Here is a 23097-nt window from a genome sequence, read left to right on the forward strand (position 1 = left end):
CCTCACCCTCGACTCGAAGGTGAAGGTCGGAAGGGCGGCCTGAGTATGCCGCCGTTCGGCGCGTCCGCGCGCCGGCGCGGTGTCCCCGCCGCAGCCTGCGACGAACGTCCGTGATCGGGTCGCGTCAGGGACGTGCGCGGTCGGGATCGGCCGTGAAGCCCACCGGGGCGACGCGTTCGGTGTCGCCGAGGCGGTTGGCCAGGTCGGCGAGCGGCTCTGGCGTACCTCGGGAGCGGAGACGTCGACCCAGCACGAGACCGAGGCCGAGGGCCAGCACGGCCGCGGTGGTCGTGCCCCACCAGGGGACGCCGGTCGTGGCGGGTGCGCCGGCCGCATCGCCGGTCGTACGCGTACCGGTGGCGGCTTCGGCTGGCGCCGCGTCGGGCGGGAACGCCGGCGCGGACGCCTCGGGCGAAGCGGCGCCGGCCGGCTTGTCACCCAGGACGCCCAACGCCCTGAGCGTGGACATGAGGAGCGCACGGTCACGCGGACGGTGGCGCACCGACTCCACGTTGAACAGGCCGGAGTCAGTCCCCGAGTCCATGGCCGTCTCGACCCACACGTCGTCGCCGTCGATGATGACGGCGTCGACCCGCCACGGGGTGACGTCGTGGATCATCCAGGTGAGCCGGATCTGGGTGGCCATGAACGAGGCCGGCGAGGTCCGGTCACCTGTCGGGGGCGTGTAGACGTCGAGGGCCTTCTCGAGGTCGGCGTAGGCGGTGCTGCCCGTGAGGGCGCCGGCCGCGCGGGACCCGTCGTAGTTGACGACGAGGACCGACGTCGGTCCACCGGCGGAGGCCGGTGGGGCGGCGAGGACGAGCAGCGCCATGGCGAGAGGGGTGGCGAGGGCGGTGGCGAGGGCGGCGAGTCTGCGCATGTTCTCCTCCTGGGGGCAGTGGGTCGACAGGACGTCAACACCGCCGGGTCGCGAGAGGTTCTCCGGGGCGACCTGCGCGAGTCACCGGGCGCTCTCGGCGACCCGGAGGGCGTCGTTCAGCGTGGCCGGGCCCTCGAGCCGGTAGGTCACCTCGCCCGCGGCGGACGGGACGACCCAGACAAGGGTCGGTCCGGCGAGGCGCGGCGGCTCGGCGCGCGCGCGGCCGTCCCGGTCGACCCACTCGATGAGGTGGGGTGAACCGAGCCACACGGCGTCGTGCTCGGCCACCCGGGTGGGGGTGACGGCCTCCCACACGCTCTTGAGGTACCCCCACGACAACGAGCCGACGAAGACGTCCAGACGTGTCGTCCCGGAGGTCGAGTCCCACCTCAACAGGGCGACCCGGTTCTCGTGCGCCACGACGACGGACGAGGGTGGACCGAGCGACGCGGGTGTCTCGATGTCGGCGCCGATGAGCTGCTCGGCCCGTCGGAGGGAGACCGCGGGGCCGGTCGGTGCCTGCGTCGTCGATCCCGGACCGCTCGGCGTGGTGGCGGGTGGGCTGCTCGGCGACGGCACCTCGCGCACGACGACACCCCCGATGCGCAGCAGCTCGAGCACCGCGGCTCGTACCGGCGGGATCAGGGCCAGCACGAGCACGACGGCCGCGGCGATCGCCCAGCCGAGCCGACGAGGAGTCGGTCGCGCCTGGCGCGTCACCGGCAGCGCGACCGGTGCGACCGGTTCGGCCGGTTCGGCCGGTTCGGCCGGTTCGGTCCGTGCGTCGGCGAGCGGCTCCAGGCGGGCGAGCACGAGGGCGGCGAGGTCGTCACGTGGCGGGTCGGTGACCAGCGCGCGGCCCAGGGCGACGAGCTCGTCCTCGAGGTCGAAGCGGTCAGGCATCGGCCATCACCTCCCGCAGCGACGCGAGCGCCCGGTGCAGCCGGGACTTCACGGTGCCGGCGGGCACCCCGAGCGTGTCGGCCGTCTCGGCCTCGGACAGCTCGAGCAGGTAGCGGCACGTGACGACGTCACGCAGGTCGTCGGGCAGTGTCTCGACTGCGTCGAGCAGACCCGTCCGGCGAGCCGCGGTGACAACCGCCTCGGCGGGGTCGTCGACCGTGCGGGTGACCACGTCCTCGGTGGCGACCCGCAGCTCGCGCAGCGCCCGCCTCGAGCGGCCGCGCTGGAGGTTACGCGTCTCGTTGACGACGATCCGGAGCAGCCAGGGCCGGAAGCCCGCGCCATCACGGAACCGCGGCAACGCCTCGTACGCCTTCACGAACGCCTCCTGCACCACGTCGTCGGCCTCGCTGCCCGCCCCGGACAGCACGGCGAGCCGCTTGGCGATCGGGGCGTGGAGCATCACGAGCTCCGCGTATGCCGCCGGCTCCCCGGCGCGCACGCGGGCCAGTGCCGCTGCCTCCTCGGCAGCCTGCTCGCGCCTGTCGATCTCTTCCTCCACCTTCGTGCGGACCCGACGACCGGGCTACCACCTGCCATGGTGCCGCCCCGGCGAACCCACTACACCGCGGCGCGCGGATCGGTTCGCGCGGACCGGCGAGACGGCATCCGACCCCGGCATGACACGCGCACGAGAGCGGGCACGAGACCGGGCACACGACCGGGTACGACACCGGGCAGGACGCCGCGCACGACACCCGCCACGACACGTCGGGGAGTGTCCGCGGCGAGGCTTAGACTCATCCACGATGTCGACCCAATCCGCCCCGCGAAACGACCAGAACTTCGTGCACCTGCACGTGCACACGGAGTACTCCATGCTGGACGGGGCGGCGCGCATCGGCGACCTCTTCAGCGAGGCCGCCCGGATGGGGATGCCGGCCCTGGCGACGACCGACCACGGCTACGTCTTCGGCGCCTACGAGTTCTGGAAGAAGGCGCAGGGCACCGGCGTCAAGCCGATCATCGGCGTCGAGGCGTACATCACGCCGGGCACGCACCGCACCGACCGCACGAAGGTCAGCTGGGGCGACGGTGGACGCGACGACGTCTCCGGAAGCGGCGCCTACACCCACATGACGATGCTCGCGCAGGACAACGTGGGCATGCACAACCTCTTCCGGATGAGCTCCATCGCGAGCCTCGACCAGGTGTACACCAAATGGCCGCGCATCGACCGCGAGCTGCTCTCCACCTACGGCAAGGGGCTCATCGTCACGACGGGCTGCCCGTCGAGCGAGATCCAGACCAAGCTGCGCTTCGGCATGTACGACGAGGCTCGCGAGGTCGCCGGCGAGCTGCGCGACATCTTCGGCGCCGAGAACGTGTACGTCGAGCTGATGGACCACGGGCTCGACATCGAGCGGCGCACCCAGAAGGACCTCATCCGCCTCGCCCGCGACCTGGGCCTGCCGCTCGTCGCCACCAACGACCTGCACTACACCCGGGCCGAGGACGCCAAGGCGCACGCGGCCCTCCTCTGCGTCCAGTCGGGCTCGACGCTCATGGACCCCAACCGGTTCAAGTTCGACGCCGACGACTTCTACCTCAAGTCCGCCCAGGAGATGCGCCACCTGTGGCGCGAGCTGCCCGAGGCCTGCGACAACACCCTCCTGATCGCCGAGCGCTGCGAGGTGTCGTTCACCGAGGGCGAGGGGCGCTTCATGCCGCGCTTCCCCGTCCCCGAGGGCGAGGACGAGACGTCGTGGTTCATCAAGGAGGTCGAGACCGGTCTGCAGCGCCGGTTCCCCGAGGGCGTGCCCGACTACGCGCGCAAGCAGGCGGCCTTCGAGGAGGACGTCATCGTCTCGAAGGGCTACCCGGGCTACTTCCTCGTCGTCGCCGACTTCATCAACTGGGCCAAGCGCAACGGCATCCGCGTCGGTCCCGGCCGTGGCTCGGGCGCCGGCTCGATGTGCGCGTACGCCATGGGCATCACCGACCTCGACCCGATCCCGCACGGCCTGATCTTCGAGCGGTTCCTCAACCCCGAGCGCATGTCGATGCCCGACTTCGACGTCGACTTCGACGAGCGCCGGCGCGGTGAGGTCATCCGCTACGTCACGGAGAAGTACGGCGAGGAGCGCGTCGCGCAGATCGTCACCTACGGCACGATCAAGGCCAAGCAGGCGCTCAAGGACGCCAGCCGCGTCCTCGGTCACCCGTTCGCCATGGGCGAGAAGCTCACCAAGGCGATGCCGCCCGACGTCATGGGCAAGGGCATGCCGCTCGCCGACGTCTTCAAGCCGGACTCCAAGCGCTACAACGAGGCCGGCGACTTCCGCGCCGTCCACGCCGAGGACCCGCAGGCCCAGGAGGTCGTCGCGACGGCTCTCGGTCTCGAGGGCCTGAAGCGCCAGTGGGGCGTCCACGCCGCCGGCGTGATCATGTCGAGCGAGCCGCTCGTCGACGTCATCCCGATCATGCGCCGCCTGCAGGACGGGCAGATCATCACGCAGTTCGACTACCCCAGCTGCGAGTCGCTGGGCCTGGTCAAGATGGACTTCCTCGGGCTGCGCAACCTCACGATCCTCGACGACGCCATCGAGAACATCAAGCTCAACCGCGACGAGGACATCGACCTCGACGAGCTGTCCAAGACGCTCGACGACAAGGCCACCTACGAGCTGCTCGGCCGCGGCGACACCCTCGGCGTCTTCCAGCTCGACGGCGGCGGCATGCGCTCGCTGCTGCGCCTGATGCAGCCGGACAACTTCGAGGACATCTCGGCGGCCCTCGCGCTCTACCGTCCCGGTCCGATGGGCGTCAACGCGCACACGAACTTCGCGCTGCGCAAGAACGGCAAGCAGGCCCTGACCCCGCTCGACCCCAAGCTGGAGGGCAAGCTCCAGCCCGAGATGGTGCAGGCCCTCGACCCGATCCTCGGCATGACCTACGGCCTGGTCATCTACCAGGAGCAGGTCATGGAGATCGCCCAGAAGCTGGCCGGCTACACGCTCGGCAGCGCCGACCTGCTTCGGCGCGCCATGGGCAAGAAGAAGAAGGAGGTCCTCGACGCCGAGTACGTCCCCTTCTCCACCGGCATGAAGGCGCAGGGCTTCAACGAGGCCTCGGTCAAGGCGCTGTGGGACGTCCTCGTCCCGTTCTCCGACTACGCGTTCAACAAGGCGCACACGGCGGCCTACGGCCTCGTGTCGTACTGGACCGGCTACCTCAAGGCGAACTACCCCGCCGAGTACATGGCGGCGCTGCTGACGAGCGTGCGCGACGACAAGGACAAGTCGGCGCTCTACCTCAACGAGTGCCGGCACATGGGCATCAAGGTGCTACCGCCCGACGTCAACGAGTCGATCGCCAACTTCGCCGCCGTCGGCACCGACATCCGGTTCGGGCTCGCCGCGATCCGCAACGTCGGCCTGCCCGTCGTCCAGGCGATCGTCAAGGCGCGCGAGGAGAAAGGCGCGTTCGCCTCGTTCAAGGACTTCCTCTCCAAGGTGCCGGCGGTCGTCTGCAACAAGCGCACGATCGAGTCGCTCATCAAGGGCGGCGCGTTCGACTCCCTCGGCGAGAGCCGTCGCGGCATGGTCGAGGTCCACGAGCGCTACATCGACGCCCTCGTCGAGGTGAAGAAGCAGGAGGCCATCGGGCAGGACAGCCTCTTCGGCAGCTTCGGTGACGACGCGGGTGACGGCGGCGGAGCCGACGCGTTCGACGGCCTGCCGCCGGTGCCGACGATGGAGTGGGACAAGGCCACCCTGCTCTCGTTCGAGCGCGAGATGCTCGGCCTCTACGTCAGCGACCACCCGCTCTTCGGCATCGAGCACATCCTCGCCACGCACGCCGACACCTCCATCGCCTCGCTCATGGGCGACGACCCGAAGCCCGACGGCACGCCCGTCACGGTCGCGGGTCTCATCACGAGCCTCCAGCTCAAGCGCACGAAGAAGGGCGACCTCTGGGCCATCGCGACGGTCGAGGACCTCGACGGCGCCATCGAGTGCCTCTTCTTCCCGTCGGCCTACATGACGTACTCCACGATGCTCGCCCAGGACACCGTCTGCGCCGTCAAGGGACGCATCAGCGCCCGCGACGACTCGATCTCCGTCTTCGCCCAGGAGCTGACCATCCCCGACATCAAGGAGGGGCCGCGCGGTCCGGTCGTGCTGACCCTGCCGCTCGGCCGGGCCACCCCGGCCGTCGCCGAGAGCCTCAAGCGCGTGCTCGGCGAGCACCCCGGAGCGACCGAGGTGCAGGTCAAGCTGACCCAGCCCGGCCGGTCGGTGCTCATGTCGCTCGACGACTCGCTGCGCGTCAACGCGACATCGGCGCTCTTCGGCGACCTCAAGGCCCTGCTCGGCCCGGCCTGCCTCAGCTGATGGTGGCTTCCGAGAGGCGGCGCCTGCGCCGGGCGCGGATGTCGGCGCTCGGTCTCGCGCCGCCCTTCGGCACCGCGGCCACGCGCGTGTCGGCGCTGGAGGTCACGCGCACCCTCGGGGCCCTGCAGGCGCAGGACTACGCGAGCGGCGCCTGGTCCGTGGCGGTGCGCTCGGGGCTGACGCTCGCCGAGGTCGAGCAGGCCGTGCACGACCGCGAGATCGTGCGCACCTGGCCGATGCGCGGCACGATCCACTGGGTCCCGGCCGAGGACGCCCGCTGGATGTGCGAGCTGCTGGCCTCCCCGCGTGGGACGGCGCTCACCACGCGCTACGCGCAGCTCGGACTCGCCGACCGCGACGTCGACCTCGCCGGACGTCTCTTCTGCGAGCACCTGACCGAGCCGATGAGCCGACCCGACGTCGTTGCGATGCTCGTCGACGCGGGCATCGACCCCACCGGTCAGCGGGCGTACCACCTCGTCGGCCACCACTGCATGACCGGACTGCTGTGCCAGGGTCCGCTCATCGGCAAGCAGCCGAGCTTCGTCCTCATAGACGCGTGGGTCCCGTTGTCGCGCAAGGTTTCTCGCGAGCAGGGGTTGGCGACGATGGCCGAGCGCTACGTCCGCAGCCACGGACCGGTGACGGAGCGGGACCTCGCTGGCTGGTTCGACAAGACCCTCACCGTCACCCGGGAGGCGCTCGAGCTGCTGGGCGACCGCATCGAGCGTGAGGTGGTCGACGGCACGGAGTGGCTCACCCACGTGGACGCCCCCCGGACGCCGACGAGCCACGTCGGCGTCCAGCTGCTGCCGCAGTGGGACGAGTTCCTCCTCGGCTACAAGGGCCGAGCCCTGACCCTGCCGGCCGAGCACGTCGCCCGCGTCGTGCCGGGCCGCAACATGGTCTTCAAGCCGACCCTCGTCATCGACGGCGAGGTCGCCGGCACGTGGCGGCGAGAGCAGCGCTCCCAGGGCGTGCGGCTGGAGGTCGCTCCGTTCATCCCGCTCGGCACGGGGCGGTGGCGTGACGTCGAACGCGCCGCCGCGGCATACGGGCGGTTCCTGGGCCACGACGTCGAGGTCGTCCGGGGTGAGCCCGTCCTCGAGGAGGGCTGAGTGGCCCGCGGAGCCATCCCCGCATCGCCCCTGCCGCCGCGCCACGGCGTCGACGCGCAACGCTTCCGTATGCCGCAGGGTGGCCCGTGGGTGACCCTGCGCGACCACCTCGTTGAACGGCTCGCGCCGGCACTGGCGGCGGACGAGGTCGACCGGATGCTGGCCGCGGGGGAGTTCGTCGACGCCGGTGGACAGGCCGTCGCCCCCGGCACGCCGTTCGTGCCCCAGTCGGTCGTGTGGGCGCACCGCGATCTCCCGAGCGAGGTGCCGCACCCGGAGGAGCCGGTCGTGCTGCACCGCGACGAGCGGGTCGTCGTCGTCGACAAGCCCCACGACATGGCCACGATGCCGCGCGGCCGCCACGTCGTGCAGAGCGCCCTCGCGCGGACTCGGGTGCTGACCGGACTCGCCCGGCTCACACCCGCCCACCGGCTCGACCGGCCGACGGCGGGCGTGCTGATGTTCACGACCGAGCAGCGCTGGCGCGGCGCCTACCAGCGCGTCTTCGCCGAGGGACTCGCGCGCAAGGAGTACCTCGCCGTGGCGCCGGTGCAAGTCGGCCTCCAGCTGCCGCTCGTACGCCGGACCCACCTCGTCAAGGAGCACGGCACGCACCAGGCCCACGAGGTGGAGGGTGCGGAGCCAAACGCCGAGACGCTCGTCGAGCTCCTCGACACCGCGCCGGCCGCCGACGGGGCAGGGAAGCTGCTCGGCCTCTACCGGCTGACGCCGAGGACGGGACGCACGCACCAGCTGCGGTGCCAGCTGAACGGCCTCGGCATCCCGATCGTCGACGACCCGTTGTATCCCGTGGAGCGCGACGTCCCGCTCGACGACTTCGGCTCACCGTTGCAGCTGCTCGCCTCCGTCCTCGAGTTCGACGACCCCGTCGACGGCACCCGCCGACGGTTCGTCACGAGGCGCCGTCTCTCGGCCTGGCCCGGGCGACTGCCACCCGTCTGACCGGCCCGCGCGGGACAGGGGAGCGATGTCACCGGCCGTTCAGAACTACGTCGGCGTCTCGACGCGCGAGACGGCTGACCGGGGTCTAGGGTGACCGCAGACCGCGCGGAGGAGCCGGTCCCAGGGAGGAAATCCATGCGTCATTCTCGTCCCGTCCTGCGCAGGGTCGCCGCGGTCACCACCGCTGCCCTCGCCGTGGGCGTCACCCCCCTCGTCGCGGCCCCACCGGCCTCAGCGGCGGCCCCGGCAGAGCTGTTCATCAGCGAGTACGTCGAGGGATCGAGCTTCAACAAGGCCGTCGAGATCTACAACGGCACCGGGTCCTCCGTCGACCTGGGTGCGGCCGGCTACTCGCTTCGCTACTACTCGAACGGCGCCACCACCGCGACGAACGTACCCCTGACCGGCACCGTCGCGTCCGGCGACGTGTTCGTCCTCGCGCACTCGTCGGCAGCCAGTGCCGTCCTCGCGGTGACCGACCAGCAGAACAGCGGCGGCCTCTGGAACGGCGATGACGCCGTCGCACTCGCGAAGAACGGCAGCAATGTCGACGTGCTCGGACAGATCGGCTTCGACCCCGGGTCCGAATGGGGCACCGGTCTGGTCTCCACCGCCGACAACACGCTGCGCCGCAAGCCGACAGTCACCGCGGGAGACACGGATGGCGCCAACGCCTTCGACCCGTCGGTCGAGTGGGACGGCTACGCCACCGACACGTTCGACGGACTCGGCAGCCACGCGATCGAGACGGGCCCTCCGACCGACGCGGCCCCGACGGTCGTCTCGACCGCGCCGACCGAGGGCAGCAGCACGGTTGCACTCGGAGCCGATGTCACCGTGACGTTCTCCGAGCCCGTCACCGCCCCCGCGAGCGCGTTCACGCTCGACTGCTCGGTCAGCGGCGCCAAGGCGTTCACGGTCAGCAACACCGGCCAGAGCACCTACACCGTCGACCCGACCGCCGACTTCGCTCCCGGCGACGCGTGCACCCTCACGCTGACCGGGTCCGCGGTGTCGGATGTCGACGCCACCGACCCGCCAGACGCGATGGCCGCCGACCTGGTCCTGCACTTCGCGACCCCGGCCGGCAACCCGTGCGAGGCCGCGATCACGCCGATCCCGGCGATCCAGGGCAGCGGCGCCACCGCCGCCGTGACGGGCACCGTGACGACGCGAGGCGTCGTCGTCGGCGACTACGAGGGCGCGGCTCCGGCACTGCGGGGCTTCTTCCTGCAGGACCTCGCAGGTGACGACAACCCCGCCACCTCCGACGGCATCTTCGTCTTCGAGGGCAGCAACGCCAACACGGTCAAGCTCGGTGACGTCGTCACCGTCACCGGCACGGCCGGCGAGAACCAGGGCCAGACGCAGGTCAGCGTGGGCACCATCACCGTGTGCGGGACGGGCACCGTCAGCCCGACCGACGTCACCTTCCCCGTCGCGTCCGACACCGCCCTGGAGCGCTTCGAGGGCATGCTCGTGCGGCTTCCGCAGGCGATGTCCGTCACTGAGCACTTCCAGCTCGGCCGCTTCGGACAGGTCACGCTCGCGCAGGGTGGACGCCTCGCACAGCCGACCAACGTCGCCGCCCCCGGGGCCGACGCCGCCGCCGTCCAGGCCGCCAACAACCTCCGCAAGATCGTCCTCGACGACGCGTCGCAGTTCCAGAACCCCGACCCGATCGCGTTCGCCCGTGGCGGGCAGCCGCTGTCGGCGAGCAACACGTTGCGTGGCGGTGACACCGCCACCGGCATCGTCGGCGTCCTGAACTACACCTGGGGCGGCAACGCAGCGAGCCCCAACGCATACCGGATCCGCCCGATCAACGCCCTCGGTGGGTCGGTGGACTTCGAGCCCACCAACCCGCGCCCCACGAGCCCGCCCGCGGTCGGCGGTGACACGCGCGTCGTCGGCATGAACCTGCTCAACTTCTTCAACACGCTCGACGTCTCCGGCGTCAACTGCACCGGTGGCGTGGCAGGCCCGCCGATCGACTGCCGGGGCGCCAACACGGCGACCGAGTTCGAGCGCCAGTGGAGGAAGACCGTCGCCGCCGTCTCGGGCAGCGGCGCCGACGTCGTCGCGTTCATGGAGATGGAGAACGACGGCTACGGCACCGACAGCGCCGAGCGCTTCCTCGTCGACAAGCTCAACGATGCCGACGGTGACGGCACCTGGGCGTTCATCGACGCCGACGCGCGCGCCGGCCAGGTCGACGCGCTGGGCAACGACGCGATCAAGGTCGGCATGCTCTACAAGCCGCGCGCCGTCACGCCGGTCGGCACGACGGCGGTGCTCAACTCGGTGGCCTTCGTCAACGCCGGCACGGACGGTCCCAAGAACCGCCCCGCACTCGCCCAGGCATTCCGCGACAACACGACCGGCGGGACCTTCGTCGCCGTCGCGAACCACCTCAAGAGCAAGGGCAGCGGCTGCGGCCCGGGCGGCGCCGCCGACGACCAGGGCGATGGCCAGGGCAACTGCAACGGCGCTCGCACCGTCTCGGCCCAGCTGCTCGCGGACTGGCTCGACACCGACCCGACCGGCACCACCGATCCCGACGTGCTGATCCTCGGCGACCTCAACTCCTACGCCAAGGAGGACCCGATCACGACGCTCGAGGGCGCCGGCTTCACGAACCTCATCGCGGAGCACGGCGGTGACGAGGCGTACTCCTACGCCTTCGACGGGCAGTGGGGCTACCTCGACCACGCCCTCGGCTCGGACTCTCTCCGAGGCCAGGTCACCGGGGTCGGCGACTGGCACATCAACTCGGACGAGCCCTCGGTCCTCGACTACAACGTCGAGTTCAAGAGCGCCGGCCAGGTCGCCGGTCTCTACGCCCCCGACGAGTTCCGGATCTCCGACCACGACCCGGTCGTCGTCGGTCTGGACCTGACCAACGCCGATCCCGCGGTGGGCACCGTCACGGGCCCCTCGGCCGCGGTGTCGGTCGGCTCGCCGGCCGGGGTCAACGCGACGTTCACGGACGCCGACCCGCTCGACACGCACACCGCGTCGATCGCGTGGGGCGACGGTTCGAGCAGCACGGGCACGGTGACCGGCTCGAGCGTGAGCGGCAGCCACGCGTACACGGCGGCGGGCTTCTACACCCTGACCGTCACGGTCACCGACCAGTGGGGCCACAGCGACACGGGCACCACGACGGTCGTCGTGTACGACCCCGCAGGCGGCTTCGTCACCGGTGGCGGCACCATCTCGTCGCCGGCAGGCGCCTTGCGGGCCGATCCGTCGCACTCCGGGAAGGGCAGCTTCCAGCTGTCCGTCAGCTACCCCAGCGGCGGCACCGAGCCGACCGGCTCGTTGACGTACGACCTCGCCGGCACGACGTTCGCGGTGGCGACGACCACGTTCGACTGGCTCGTCGTGAGCGGCACGACGGCGACGTTCGCCGGTCCGGTCACGGTCAACGGGGCGACCGGCTACCGCGGCGTCGTCACGGCGACCGACACGGCCAGGAGGGACGCGTTCCGCCTCGTGGTGACCGACGGCTACGGCTCGGTCGTCTACGACTCCGGGACGCAGACGGTCAGGGGCCAGGTCGTCGTCCACTGACGACGCACCACCACGTCCCATGGGACGGCACGTCTGACGGCTCGGGATCCTCGTGGTCCCGGGCCGTCCGGCCGCTCGTAGACTGCGCGGATGCAGCAGCCGCCCGTCGCCCGCCGCGACCCCGTCCTGCGCGAGCACCACGGTGACCGGTTCGAGGACCCGTACGCGTGGATGGCCGACCGCGACTCGCCGGAGCTGCGTGAGCTGCTCGCCGCCGAGAACGCCTATGCGACCGAGCGCACCGAGCACCTGAGGCCGCTGGCCGAGCAGATCTTCGAGGAGTTCCGTTCGCGCATCGAGGAGACCGACCTGTCGGTCCCGGTGCGGCACGACCGCTGGTGGTACTACTCCCGAACCGTCGAAGGCGAGCAGTACGCGGTGGAGGCGCGGGTCCTCGTCGCCGGGCACCCTCAACGCCCCACCCTAGACGGTGACCGCCCCCCGGCCGGCGAGGAGGTCCTCCTCGACCAGAACGAGGAGGGGCGTGGCCACGAGTTCTTCGCCGTGGGCGCGAGCGAGGTGTCGCCGGCCGGAGACAAGCTCGCGTATGCCGTCGACCTCGTCGGTGACGAACGGTACGACGTGCGCGTGCGCAGCATCGCCGACGGTGCGGTGCTGGACGACGTCGTGCGGCAGACGGGCGGGTCCCTCGCGTGGGCGCTCGACGAGCGGCATCTCTTCTACACGCGTGTCGACGACGCGTGGCGCCCGCACCAGGTGTGGCGGCACGAGCTCGGCACGCCGGCCGACGCCGACGTGCTGGTGCACGAGGAGACCGACGAGCGCTTCTTCGTCGGGGTCGGCAGCTCACGCGACGACCGTCTCGTCATCGTCGCCATCGGGTCCAAGACGACGAGCGAGTTCAGGGTCCTCGACGCCGACGACCCGCTCGGCACGCCGCGCGTCGTGGCCGCCCGGCGCCAGGGCGTCGAGTACGACATCGAGCCGTTCGGCGACCAGCTGCTCGTGACCCACAACGCCAACCGGGCCAACTTCGAGCTTGCCGTGGCACCGGTGACGAGCACGTCAGCAGATGACTGGGTGCCGCTGGGAGTAACGACGGAGGACGAGTACGTCACGGGCGCAGAGGGATTCGACGACTTCATCGCAGTTTCGCTGCGGCGCGAGGGCGGCACCGGTGTGCGTGTCGTGCTCCGCGACCCTGACGCACCCAACGGTCTGGGGCAGGCACACGACATTGCGGTCGGCGAGCCCGTCGGCACGCTCCACGTCGGCGTCAACCCCGAGGCGAGCACCCCCGTGCTGCAGGTCGTGCACGAGTCGCTGGTGACACCCCGCACGGTCCAGGAGTACGACGTGCACGCCCGCACCTTCACGCTCCTCAAGCGGCAGCACGTCCGTGGCGACGTCGACCTCGGGCGCTACCGGCAGCGGCGCGAGTGGGCGACGGCGCCCGATGGGACCAGGATCCCGATCTCCGTGGTGCACCGCCACGACGTCGCCGCCGACGGCACCGCCCCAGGCCTGCTCAACGCGTACGGCGCCTACGGCATCTCGAGCGACCCGTGGTTCTCGGTGCTGCGGCTCTCGCTCCTCGAGCGCGGCTGGGTGTTCGCCATCGCGCACGTGCGTGGCGGGTCCGAGATGGGCCGCTCCTGGTACGACGACGGCAAGCTGGAGTTCAAGCCCAACACGTTCAGGGACTTCATCGCCTGCGCCGACCACCTCGTCGACGCCGGCATCGTCGCCCCGAACCGGCTTGCAGCAGAAGGCGGTTCGGCCGGAGGTCTGCTCATCGGGGCGGTTGTGAACCAGACGCCGGAGCGGTTCCGCTTCGTGCACGCGCAGGTCCCGTTCGTCGACGCGCTCACCACGGTGCTCGACCCGAGCCTGCCCCTCACCGTCGTGGAGTGGGAGGAGTGGGGCAATCCGCTCGAGGACCCGACGGCATACGCCCTGATGAAGTCGTACGCGCCCTATGAGAACGTGCGTCCGGGACGGCACCCGAGCATCCTCGTGACGGCCGGGCTCGACGACACACGGGTCTTCGTCACCGAGCCTGCCAAGTGGGTCGCGGCGCTGCGTCACGCCGACCTCGAGGCCGTTGAGTCCGCCCAGATCCTCTTCCGCACCGAGATGGCAGCCGGGCACGGCGGCCGGTCGGGCCGGTATGACCTGTGGCGTCAATGGGCCTGGGAGACGGCCGTGCTCATCGACCAGACGTCGTGAGCCTGCCACCGTCCCGGTTCCACTGACGGGCGCCGGTGGTCAGGACCCCCAGATCGCGCCCACCCACTCGGGGTGGTCGATGAAGGGGTTCCGGTTGTGCTGCCAGGCGTCGTAGATGACCTGGTTGCGGCGCTTCTCGAACGCGTCCGGCGGGTCCTGCAGGTTCCACTGCTTGAGCACCGAGAGCTTGCCGATGTTGGGTGCCGTGCCGTTAGCGACCTTGTCGTTGACCTCGAGGTCGGCGAAGCCGTCGCCGCCCTCCCAGCGCACCGACATGTAGAGGATCATCCGGGCCACGTCACCCTTGACGGCGTTGCGCGGCTCGAACGAGTCGCCGTCGGCGTAGCTGCCCGGCGCCTGCGAGACCGGTGAGCCGCCGAGGTCGAAGTCGAGGTTGCCGCGCGCGGAGTTGACGGTGACGTCCTCCGGGCGCAGGTGGTGCACGTCGGTGCCGGGGCCGGCGGTGGTGCCGAAGTCGCCGTGGCTCTTGGCCCAGACGTGCTCACGGTTCCAGTCGTCGGCGCCGCCACCGTTCGTCGACTTGGACTGGCTGCGCCCGCTGTAGAGCAGGATGACGTTGCTGCTGTTGGACGGGTCCTCGTCGGTGGCCTTCAGAGCCGTCCACACCTGGTCGTAGGACAGCGTCGTGACGTTGGCCGAGATGATCCGGTGAAGCTCCGTCTCGAGCGCGGGACCGCTGAGCCCGAGGGCGCTCTTCCAGTACGTCGTGTCGTAGGGGCTCGACGTCCCGGTCGGGCTGGGCGTCGACGTCGGGGTCGTGGATGTCGTCGTGGGCGGTGGCGTGCTCGTCGAGGTCCCGCTGAATGCGAACGCCGTCGTGCCCGTCATGCCGGGGTGTGAGAAGTACGCCGTGAGCCCGCCGGTGACGTCGATCTGACGTCCCATGAGCGACGGGTTCGTGCGCAGTCCCCAGCTCGCCCGGAAGGCCGACGGGATCTGCACGTACAGCATCCGGCTCGTCGAGGTCTCCGACGCGGAGTCCGCGATCGCGAGGGCGTAGTCGTTGGGGAAGCTCGATCTCACGACCGTGTTCGTCGCGGTGGGCTGGCCGACGACGAAGCCGCGCACGGTCGCGGTCTGGCCGGTCTGCGAGCCGATGGCCTGCGAGACGGTGAGCGGGGCGGCGGTCGCGACGGCCGGTGCGACGACCGGTGCAGCCGCCGGCAGCGGCAGCGCGATGGCGGGGGAGCCGGCCGCGGTCGTGAGCGCGACGCCGGCCGGGATGACCGCGACGGCGAGGCCGGTGAGGACGGCCGCGAGGCGGCGCCGGGGAATGACGACGGGCACGGGATCTCCTGTCGGGTGGGGGAGTCGGGTGTGCCCCGCCCGGTCGGGCGGCAGCCACACGAGCGTCGCGGAAACCCCGTGGGACCGGGGTCAGTCGTTGGTCAGCCCTTCCCCAGTTGCGGGTCAGGATTCGGCAGGCCGCCTGGTACGTCCAGCCCGGACTCCGCACCCTGAGACCGCGACGCCTGCGCGCGAGGCGCCTCCTAGACTTTGACCCATGATGTCCTCCCTCGACCTGCGCGGACGCACGCTCGACGTGCGGTTCCTGCGCCGGGCCCTGCCCCGAGCCGAGTTCGACGTCACGGCCGCCCTCGAGCAGGTGCGGCCGCTCTGCGAGGACGTCGAGCATCGGGGAGCAGCGGCGCTGCGCGACCTCGGTGAGCGGTTCGACGGCGTCCGCCCGGCGCACCTGCGGGTGCCCAGGGCGGTGCTCCGGGCCGCGCTCGACCGCCTCGACCCCGACCTGCGGGCGGCGCTCGAGGAGTCCATCCGCCGTGCCCGCATGGTGCACGCCGACCAGCGCCGCACCGACACGACGACCCACGTCGTGCCCGGGGGGACCGTGACCGAGCGCTGGGTGCCCGTCGACCGCGTCGGTCTCTACGTGCCCGGTGGCCTCGCCGTCTACCCGAGCAGCGTCATCATGAACGTCGTGCCGGCCCAGCTGGCCGAGGTGGGCTCGCTCGCCGTCGCGTCCCCGCCGCAGCGCGAGAACGTCGGCGAGTTCGCCGGCTACCCCAACCCGACGATCCTTGCCGCCTGCGAGCTGCTCGGCATCGACGAGGTGTACGCCGTCGGCGGCGCCCAGGCGGTCGCGATGTTCGCGCACGGCTTCGTCGACGACGACCCCCAGTGGGCCGAGGTCGACGGCCGGCAGGTCGTCTGCGACCCCGTCTCGCTCGTCACCGGCCCGGGCAACATCTGGGTCGTCGCGGCCAAGCGGCTGCTCAAGGGCCTCATCGGCATCGACGCCGAGGCCGGCCCGACCGAGATCGCGATCCTCGCCGACGACTCCGCCGACCCCGACCACGTCGCCGCCGACCTCGTCAGCCAGGCCGAGCACGACCCCCTGGCGGCGTCGGTGCTCGTCACCGACAGTGAGGAGCTCGCCGAGGCGACCCAGCGCGCACTCGGGCGACGCGTGCCCGCAACCAAGCACTCCGAGCGCGTCACCGAGGCGCTCGAGGGCACCCAGTCCCGCATCGTGCTCGTCGACGACGTCGACGCGGGCCTCGAGGTCGTCAACGCGTATGCCGCCGAGCACCTCGAGATCCAGACGCGCGACGCCGCCGACGTCGCCGCCCGGGTGCGCAACGCCGGCGCCGTGTTCGTCGGCCCGCACAGCCCGGTCAGCCTCGGCGACTATGCGGCGGGCTCCAACCACGTGCTGCCCACGGCCGGTTGTGCCTGTCACTCGAGCGGCCTTTCGGTGCAGTCCTTCCTGCGCGGCATCCACGTCGTCGACTACGACGAGGCGGCCCTGCGCGGCGTGGCCCGCCATGTCGTGATCCTCGCCCAGGCCGAGGACCTGCCGGCCCACGGCGAGGCGGTCACCGCCCGCTTCGGCGACGAGGTGCCGCGGTGACCGGCGTGGAGGGCGACGCCGTGTCCGCGTCGGCGAGGGACGAGGTGCAACGGCTGCTGCGCCCCGACCTGAGGGGCCGCACGCCCTACGGCGCCCCGCAGCTCGACGTCCCGGTTCGGCTCAACACCAACGAGAACTCCTACCCCGTGCCGCAGGTCGTCGTCGACGCCGTCGTCGCGGCACTCTCGGGGGAGGTGGCAGGTCTCAACCGGTACCCCGACCGCGAGTTCACCGACCTGCGCAAGGCACTGACGGCATACGTCGAGAAGCAGTCGGGGGTGTCGGTCACGCCTGAGCAGGTGTGGGCGGGCAACGGCTCCAACGAGGTGCTCTCGCAGATCGTCCAGGCCTTCGGCGGGCACGGCCGGGTCGCGCTGGGCTTCACGCCGAGCTACTCGATGCACCCCATCATCAGCGAGACGCACGGCACGACGTGGGTCGACGGGCTCCGCGACGGCGACACGTTCGAGCTGACCCCGGAGTCGGCGGTCGAGCAGGCCGAGGCGTGCGACCCGTCCATCGTCTTCCTGTGCTCGCCGAACAACCCGACCGGCACGGCCCTGCCGTTCGAGGTCATCGGGGCCGTGCTCGACGCCGCGCCCAACGCGATCGTCGTCGTCGACGAGGCCTACGCCGAGTTCGCCCGTCCCGGCACACGGTCCGCCCTGTCCCTCCTGGCCGGGCACCCCCGACTCGTCGTCACGCGCACGATGAGCAAGGCGTTCGCCTTCGCGGGCGGCCGGCTCGGCTACCTCGTCGCGGCACCCGAGCTCGTCGACGCGCTGCGTCTCGTCCGGCTGCCCTACCACCTGAGCAGCCCGACGCAGACGATCGCGCGCGTCGCACTCGAGCACGCCGACGTCATGCTGGGCACCGTCGAGGTCATCAAGCACCAGCGCGACCGCATCGTCGAGCGGCTGGCCGAGCTCGGCGCACGCCCTGTGGCCAGCGACAGCAACTTCGTCCTCTTCGGCGGCCTGCGCGACGAGAAGGCCACGTGGCAGGCGCTGCTCGACGAGGGAGTCCTCGTGCGCGACATGGGCATCGCCCACCACCTGCGCGTCACGGCCGGCGACCCTGACGAGACGACCGCCTTCCTCACCGCCATGACCCGCCTCGCCCCCACCCACGTCGACCGGCAGGAGCCCGACGCATGAGCCCCAGCAGCCGCACCGCGAAGATCACCCGCGCGACCTCCGAGTCGTCCGTCGAGCTCTGGCTCGACCTCGACGGCACCGGCACGTCCGACGTGTCCACGGGTGTGCCCTTCTACGACCACATGCTCCACTCGCTGAGCAAGCACTCGCTCATCGACCTCACCGTCAAGGCGACCGGTGACATCGACGTCGACGTGCACCACACCGTCGAGGACACCGCGATCGTCCTGGGCCAGGCTCTGCGCGAGGCGCTCGGCGACAAGTCCGGGATCTCCCGCTTCGGCGACGCCACCGTGCCGCTCGACGAGGCGCTGTGCCACGCCGTCGTCGACGTCGCCGGCCGCCCGTACGTCGTGCACGAGGGGGAGCCCGAGGGGCAGCAGTACGCGCTCATCGGCGGCCACTTCACGGGGTCGATGACCCGCCACGTCCTCGAGTCGTTCGCCTACAACGCGGGCCTGTGCCTCCACGTGCGGGTCCTCGCCGGTCGCGACCCCCACCACATCGTGGAGGCGCAGTTCAAGGCCGTCGCCCGCGCGCTGCGTGCCGCCATCGCGCCCGACCCGCGCGTCGTCGGCATCCCCAGCGCCAAGGGAGCCCTCTGACGATGGAGGCGCCTCGATGAGTGCCGACGTCGTCGTCCTCGACTACGGCAGCGGCAACGTACGGTCCGCCGTACGGGCCCTCGAGCGCGTCGGTGCGAGCGTGACCCTGACGGCCGACCCGGTGCGGGCGCTCGAGTGCGACGGGCTCTTCGTGCCCGGCGTCGGCAACTTCCACGCGTGCATGGCCGGTCTCGCGGCCGCCCACGGGCCGCGCATCATCGACCGCCGGCTGAGCGGTGGGCGTGCCGTGCTCGGTGTGTGCGTCGGCATGCAGGTGCTCTTCGACGGGTCGACCGAGCCGTCCGGCAGCCCGCGGGAGGGACTCGGGGAGTGGCCCGGCACCGTCGAGCGGCTACCCGCCGACATCGTGCCGCACATGGGCTGGTCGGAGGTCGAGGTGGCGGACGGGTCGAGACTCTTCGCTGGCGTCGAGCAGGAGCGGTTCTACTTCGTCCACTCGTATGCCGTGCAGCAGTGGACGCTCGAGGCCACCGGTGCGTTCGAGCGGGTCGCGCCGCGGGTGACGTGGGCGCGGCATGGTGCGAAGTTCGTCGCCGCGATCGAGAATGGCCCCCTGAGCGCGACGCAGTTCCACCCCGAGAAGTCCGGCGACGCCGGAGCGCACCTGCTCGAGAACTGGGTCCGCAGCCTGTGACCGCGCCGAGCGGCCCTGCCTGACGGGGTGCTCGGCCTCGACGAGGAGGGGCCGTGGCGACGAGGAAGACGACGAGCCGCACGAGCTCGAAGCGGGGCGGCGCGGCGGCTCGGACGGGCCGCAGGTCGAGCAGGACGACCCGGGCCACCGGTTCCTCGACGGCACGCCGCGCCCCGACCGGCCGGCTATACCCGCGCCGCCGGCGCAGCAGGCCCGGTCTGCCGACCACGGTCGGCACGGCCCTGGGCACGCTCGTCGTGACGACGCTGCTCGACCTGTCGTGGCCGGTGCGCCTCGGGCTCATCGCCCTCGTGGTCGTCGTCGGCCTCGCCTACGTGCTGTGGCGCCATGGAGCCGAGATCAGAGCGGCCGCTGAGGGTCCCGAAGCACAGCCCGATCGCGGCGCGGATGGAGCACCGGCGGCGGAGCCTCCCGAACAGAACTGACCACTCGAGATGCGAACCCCTCGAGTGGTCACTCCCGTACGCACATCCCCCGTCGAGTGGTCACTCCCGTACGCACATCCCCCGTCGACTGGTCACTCCCGTGCGGGGCTCGGCGATATACCGAACCGACCACTCGAGCTGGGATCTTGGGAAGTGAGCGCTCTGGCAAGCCACGTCGGGCACGATGACCCGATGGCCGTTCACCGACCACACACCGGGCGGTCCCTCGGGCCGGGCAGGCGCGCGGCATACTCGGGACGTCCACCAACGACCTCCGAAGGAGTGCCTGACCCATGACCGACCAGCCCCGCCTCGAGCTGCTCCCCGCGGTCGACATCGCCGACGGGCAGGCGGTCCAGCTCGTCCAGGGCGTTGCCGGCACCGGCGGCCAGTTCGGCGATCCGTGGGAGGCTGCGAAGGCCTGGCAGGACGCGGGCGCCGAGTGGATCCACCTCGTCGACCTCGACGCCGCGTTCGGGCGCGGCAGCAACCGCGAGCTCATCGCCTCGATCGTCGGCCGGCTGGACCTGCGGGTCGAGCTGTCGGGCGGCATCCGCGACACCGACTCGCTCGACGCCGCCCTCGCGACCGGCTGCCGCAGGGTCAACATCGGTACGGCCGCCCTCGAGGACCCGGAATGGACGGCCTCGATCATCGCGACGCACGGCGACCGCGTCGCCATCGGCCTGGACGTGCGCGGCACGACGCTCGCGGCCCGCGGCTGGACGCGTGAAGGAGGCGACCTGTGGGAGACGCTTGAGCGCCTCGACCGTGAAGGTTGCGCGCGCTACGTCGTCACCGACGTCAACAAGGACGGCATGCTCCAGGGTCCCAACGTCCAGCTGCTGCGCGACGTGTGCGCGCGCACCGACCGGCCCGTCGTCGCCAGCGGCGGCGTGTCGACCCTCGAGGACATCGCGGCGATCCGGGGCCTCGTCGGCGACGGCGTCGAGGGCGCCATCGTCGGATCGGCGCTCTACCGGGGCGCGTTCACGCTCCCCGAGGCACTCGACGTCGCGGGGCGCCCAGGCTCATGAGGACTCCCGCGCCCGGCCACGGGCCCGACCATGCGCACGATCCGGAGCACGCATCGGAGCACCGGCAGCACCGCGACGAGCAGGGGCGTCCGGCCGACTCGGCCGGGCAGGCCTGGGCGGGCAAGTCCATCCCGTCGCACGGGATGGCCGGCGACACGGGCGAGGCCGACCCGGCACTGCTCGATGCGCTGGCCCGCGCGCAGGCCGACCCGGGCGACGAGACCGAGCTGGCCCTGATGACCCAGGTCGCGGCCGCCCGTTGGCTCGTCCCGATCGTGGCGGTCGCCGCCGAGGTCGACCAGTCGGGACCTCACGCCGTCGACACCCGCAGCGACATGTCCGCCGTGACGCTGACGTCACCGGACGGCTCGCGGGCTCTTCCGATGTTCTCCTCGCTCGCAGCGCTCGCCGCGTGGGACCCCGACGCGAGGCCCGTGCCGGTCCGCGCGGCCGCCGCTGCACAGGCTGCGATCAGCGAGGAGTGCCACGTGCTCCTCGTCGACGTGGCCTCACCGCACGCCACCGTGCTGCGTCCGAGCATGCTCTGGGCGCTCGCCCAGGAGCGGGTCTGGGAGCCCAGCCACCTCGACGCGCACGTGACGACGGCCGTGCGCGCCGCCGTCGCGGCTGAGCCCGACGTGTCGGGTCACCGCGTCGAGGCCGGTGGGCCGGCAGGTGCGGGCGTCCTGCGTGTCGTCCTGACGCTCGAGCCCGGGCTCGACGCCGAGCGGGTCGGGGCCATCGCGACACGGATCGGGGAGCGGATCGCGACCGACGGCGAGACCCGTGCGAGGATCGATGCTCTGACCTTCGCGCTCGAAACGGCGCGCTGAGCACACCACCCGCGGAGGTGCCGATCGTGGACACCACACCCCAGGCGACGCGTGAGCGCGATCCCGCCGCGACCTCCGTCGTGCGCGAGGGCGACGACCCGTCGACTCAGGCCAACCGGCGCGCGGTGCCGAGTGGTCCGCTCGGGTTCATCGTCGACCCGGCCCTGGACGCCCAGCGCCGGAGGGACCTGCGGCGGATGCGCCTCGTCGCGACGGGGCTGCTCGTCTTCGCCGCCGTCGTCTACGTCCTGACGCGAGGCCACGACGACGGCATCCTCGGTTTCGTCAACGCCGGCGCGGAGGCCTCCATGGTCGGCGCCTGCGCCGACTGGTTCGCGGTGACGGCGCTGTTCCGGCACCCGCTCGGGCTGCCGATCCCGCACACGGCGCTCATCCCGCGAAAGAAGGAGATGATCGGTCGCAGCCTCGAGGAGTTCGTCAGCGAGAACTTCATGCGCGAGGACATCATCCGCGAACGCGTCCTCGACGCCGAGCCGACGCGACGCGCGGCCGAGTGGGCGCTCGCGCCCGGGCACGCCAAGCGGCTCGTCGACGAGGTCGCCACCGTCACCGTGCACGCCCTGCACCGCATCCCCGACGAAGACGTTCGGGCAGTCATCGAACAGGCCGTGCTGCCCCGCCTCGTCAAGGAACCGATCAGCTCGCTCGCCGGAGGCCTGCTCGACCAGGTGGTCCGCGACCAGGCGCACGTCGGCCTCGTCGACCTGAGCCTCGACGAGATGCGCGTGTGGCTCGTCGACAACCAGGCGCTCTTCGAGTCGCTCATCACCCAGCGGGCCCCCGCGTGGGTGCCCGACGCGATCAACGACATCGTCGCCCGCAAGGCGCACATCGAGGCGCTCAAGTGGCTCGCCGACATCCGCAACGACCCGCGACACGACGTGCGCCAGGCGCTCGACAAGCTCCTCGTCGACCTCGCCAACGACCTCCAGCACGACCCCGTGACGCAGGCCAAGGCCGAGCGGCTCAAGGAACGTGTCCTCGCCCATCCGCAGGTCGCCGACACGGCGATGTCGCTGTGGGGGTCGCTGCGTGCCGTGGTCGTCGCGGCCCTCGAGGACGAGGACGGCCCGCTCCGTGCCCGGGGCGTCAAGGAGGTCACGGCCCTCGCCGAGCGGCTCCTCGCCGACGCGTCGCTGCGTGAACGTATCGACGCCCGCATCTGCGACGCGACGATCTACGCCATCGACCGCTACGGCACCGAGCTGACGCGCATCATCAGCGACACGGTCGACCGCTGGGACGGCAAGGAGACGGCCGAGCGCGTCGAGCTGCAGGTCGGCCGCGACCTCCAGTTCATCCGGATCAACGGCACGCTCGTCGGCGGCCTCATCGGCATGCTCATCCACGCCGTCTCGCTGCTGTTTCCCTGAGGCCGCTCTCCGGCGGGGTCGCCCCAGCGCTGAGTCGGGCTGCTGGTCCG

The 23097-nt window shown here is 71.5% G+C and carries 17 protein-coding genes; 13 read left to right on the forward strand and 4 right to left on the reverse strand.

The annotated features are described in order from the left end of the window. Nucleotides 1-124 precede the first annotated feature (124 nt). From H9I49_RS17820 to H9I49_RS17830, 3 genes are all read right to left on the reverse strand, one after another. Nucleotides 125-880 (reverse strand): hypothetical protein, encoded by a 756-nt coding sequence (locus tag H9I49_RS17820; protein WP_188031704.1) that lies wholly within the window; start codon nucleotides 878-880, stop codon nucleotides 125-127. A gap of 81 nt (nucleotides 881-961) precedes the next feature. After that, nucleotides 962-1783: a hypothetical protein gene (locus tag H9I49_RS17825; RefSeq protein WP_188031705.1), complete on the reverse strand. Its 822-nt coding sequence runs from the start codon at nucleotides 1781-1783 to the stop codon at nucleotides 962-964. Further along, a complete protein-coding gene (locus H9I49_RS17830; protein ID WP_188031706.1) occupies nucleotides 1776-2345 on the reverse strand; it encodes an RNA polymerase sigma factor in 570 nt (189 codons plus the stop codon). The genes H9I49_RS17825 and H9I49_RS17830 overlap by 8 nt, the downstream gene beginning before the upstream one ends. A 247-nt stretch (nucleotides 2346-2592) precedes the next feature. Between H9I49_RS17830 and dnaE the strand changes: the two genes are divergently transcribed. From dnaE to H9I49_RS17855, 5 genes are all read left to right on the forward strand, one after another. Further along, the gene (gene dnaE / locus H9I49_RS17835) at nucleotides 2593-6180 is read left to right on the forward strand and encodes a DNA polymerase III subunit alpha (protein WP_188031707.1); all 3588 of its coding nucleotides are present in this window, start codon (nucleotides 2593-2595) and stop codon (nucleotides 6178-6180) included. Continuing rightward, nucleotides 6180-7298, forward strand: a complete 1119-nt coding sequence (locus H9I49_RS17840) for a winged helix DNA-binding domain-containing protein (RefSeq protein WP_255524044.1) — start codon at nucleotides 6180-6182, stop codon at nucleotides 7296-7298. The genes dnaE and H9I49_RS17840 overlap by 1 nt, the downstream gene beginning before the upstream one ends. Continuing rightward, nucleotides 7299-8261 (forward strand): pseudouridine synthase, encoded by a 963-nt coding sequence (locus H9I49_RS17845; RefSeq protein ID WP_370587631.1) that lies wholly within the window; start codon nucleotides 7299-7301, stop codon nucleotides 8259-8261. Between the two features lie 135 nt (nucleotides 8262-8396). Further along, nucleotides 8397-11837 carry an ExeM/NucH family extracellular endonuclease gene (locus H9I49_RS17850; protein WP_188031708.1) on the forward strand — a complete coding sequence of 1147 codons (3441 nt, stop codon included), beginning with the start codon at nucleotides 8397-8399 and terminating at the stop codon, nucleotides 11835-11837. A 90-nt stretch (nucleotides 11838-11927) separates the two neighbouring features. After that, nucleotides 11928-14027, forward strand: coding sequence for a S9 family peptidase (locus H9I49_RS17855; protein WP_188031709.1), 2100 nt, complete (start codon nucleotides 11928-11930; stop codon nucleotides 14025-14027). A gap of 39 nt (nucleotides 14028-14066) precedes the next feature. Here the strand turns inward: H9I49_RS17855 and H9I49_RS17860 are convergent, their stop codons facing one another. Next, nucleotides 14067-15335 (reverse strand): endonuclease, encoded by a 1269-nt coding sequence (locus H9I49_RS17860; protein ID WP_188031710.1) that lies wholly within the window; start codon nucleotides 15333-15335, stop codon nucleotides 14067-14069. A 217-nt stretch (nucleotides 15336-15552) separates the two neighbouring features. On the opposite strand from H9I49_RS17860, the gene hisD reads away from it, so the two are divergent. From hisD to H9I49_RS17900, 8 genes are all read left to right on the forward strand, one after another. Beyond that, nucleotides 15553-16920: a histidinol dehydrogenase gene (gene hisD / locus H9I49_RS17865; RefSeq protein ID WP_188031711.1), complete on the forward strand. Its 1368-nt coding sequence runs from the start codon at nucleotides 15553-15555 to the stop codon at nucleotides 16918-16920. Continuing rightward, complete coding sequence (locus tag H9I49_RS17870) at nucleotides 16917-18077, forward strand: histidinol-phosphate transaminase (protein WP_370587632.1); 1161 nt, start codon at nucleotides 16917-16919, stop codon at nucleotides 18075-18077. Before hisD ends, H9I49_RS17870 begins: the two co-directional genes overlap by 4 nt. Next, complete coding sequence (gene hisB / locus H9I49_RS17875; protein ID WP_188031712.1) at nucleotides 18074-18682, forward strand: imidazoleglycerol-phosphate dehydratase HisB; 609 nt, start codon at nucleotides 18074-18076, stop codon at nucleotides 18680-18682. The genes H9I49_RS17870 and hisB overlap by 4 nt, the downstream gene beginning before the upstream one ends. 16 nt (nucleotides 18683-18698) lie before the next feature. Further along, nucleotides 18699-19337 (forward strand): imidazole glycerol phosphate synthase subunit HisH, encoded by a 639-nt coding sequence (gene hisH, locus H9I49_RS17880; protein ID WP_188031713.1) that lies wholly within the window; start codon nucleotides 18699-18701, stop codon nucleotides 19335-19337. A gap of 53 nt (nucleotides 19338-19390) precedes the next feature. Continuing rightward, entirely contained in the window at nucleotides 19391-19783 is a 393-nt protein-coding gene (locus tag H9I49_RS17885; protein WP_188031714.1) for a hypothetical protein, read from the forward strand. A gap of 293 nt (nucleotides 19784-20076) precedes the next feature. Continuing rightward, the gene (priA, locus tag H9I49_RS17890) at nucleotides 20077-20820 is read left to right on the forward strand and encodes a bifunctional 1-(5-phosphoribosyl)-5-((5-phosphoribosylamino)methylideneamino)imidazole-4-carboxamide isomerase/phosphoribosylanthranilate isomerase PriA (protein WP_188031715.1); all 744 of its coding nucleotides are present in this window, start codon (nucleotides 20077-20079) and stop codon (nucleotides 20818-20820) included. Beyond that, the gene (locus H9I49_RS17895; RefSeq protein WP_188031716.1) at nucleotides 20817-21653 is read left to right on the forward strand and encodes an SseB family protein; all 837 of its coding nucleotides are present in this window, start codon (nucleotides 20817-20819) and stop codon (nucleotides 21651-21653) included. Before priA ends, H9I49_RS17895 begins: the two co-directional genes overlap by 4 nt. Nucleotides 21654-21679: 26 nt before the next feature. Next, a complete protein-coding gene (locus tag H9I49_RS17900) occupies nucleotides 21680-23047 on the forward strand; it encodes a DUF445 domain-containing protein (RefSeq protein ID WP_370587633.1) in 1368 nt (455 codons plus the stop codon). Nucleotides 23048-23097 lie beyond the last annotated feature (50 nt).

It is taken from the genome of Terrabacter sp. MAHUQ-38, assembly GCF_014518425.1.
In the GTDB taxonomy this organism is placed as follows: domain Bacteria; phylum Actinomycetota; class Actinomycetes; order Actinomycetales; family Dermatophilaceae; genus Terrabacter.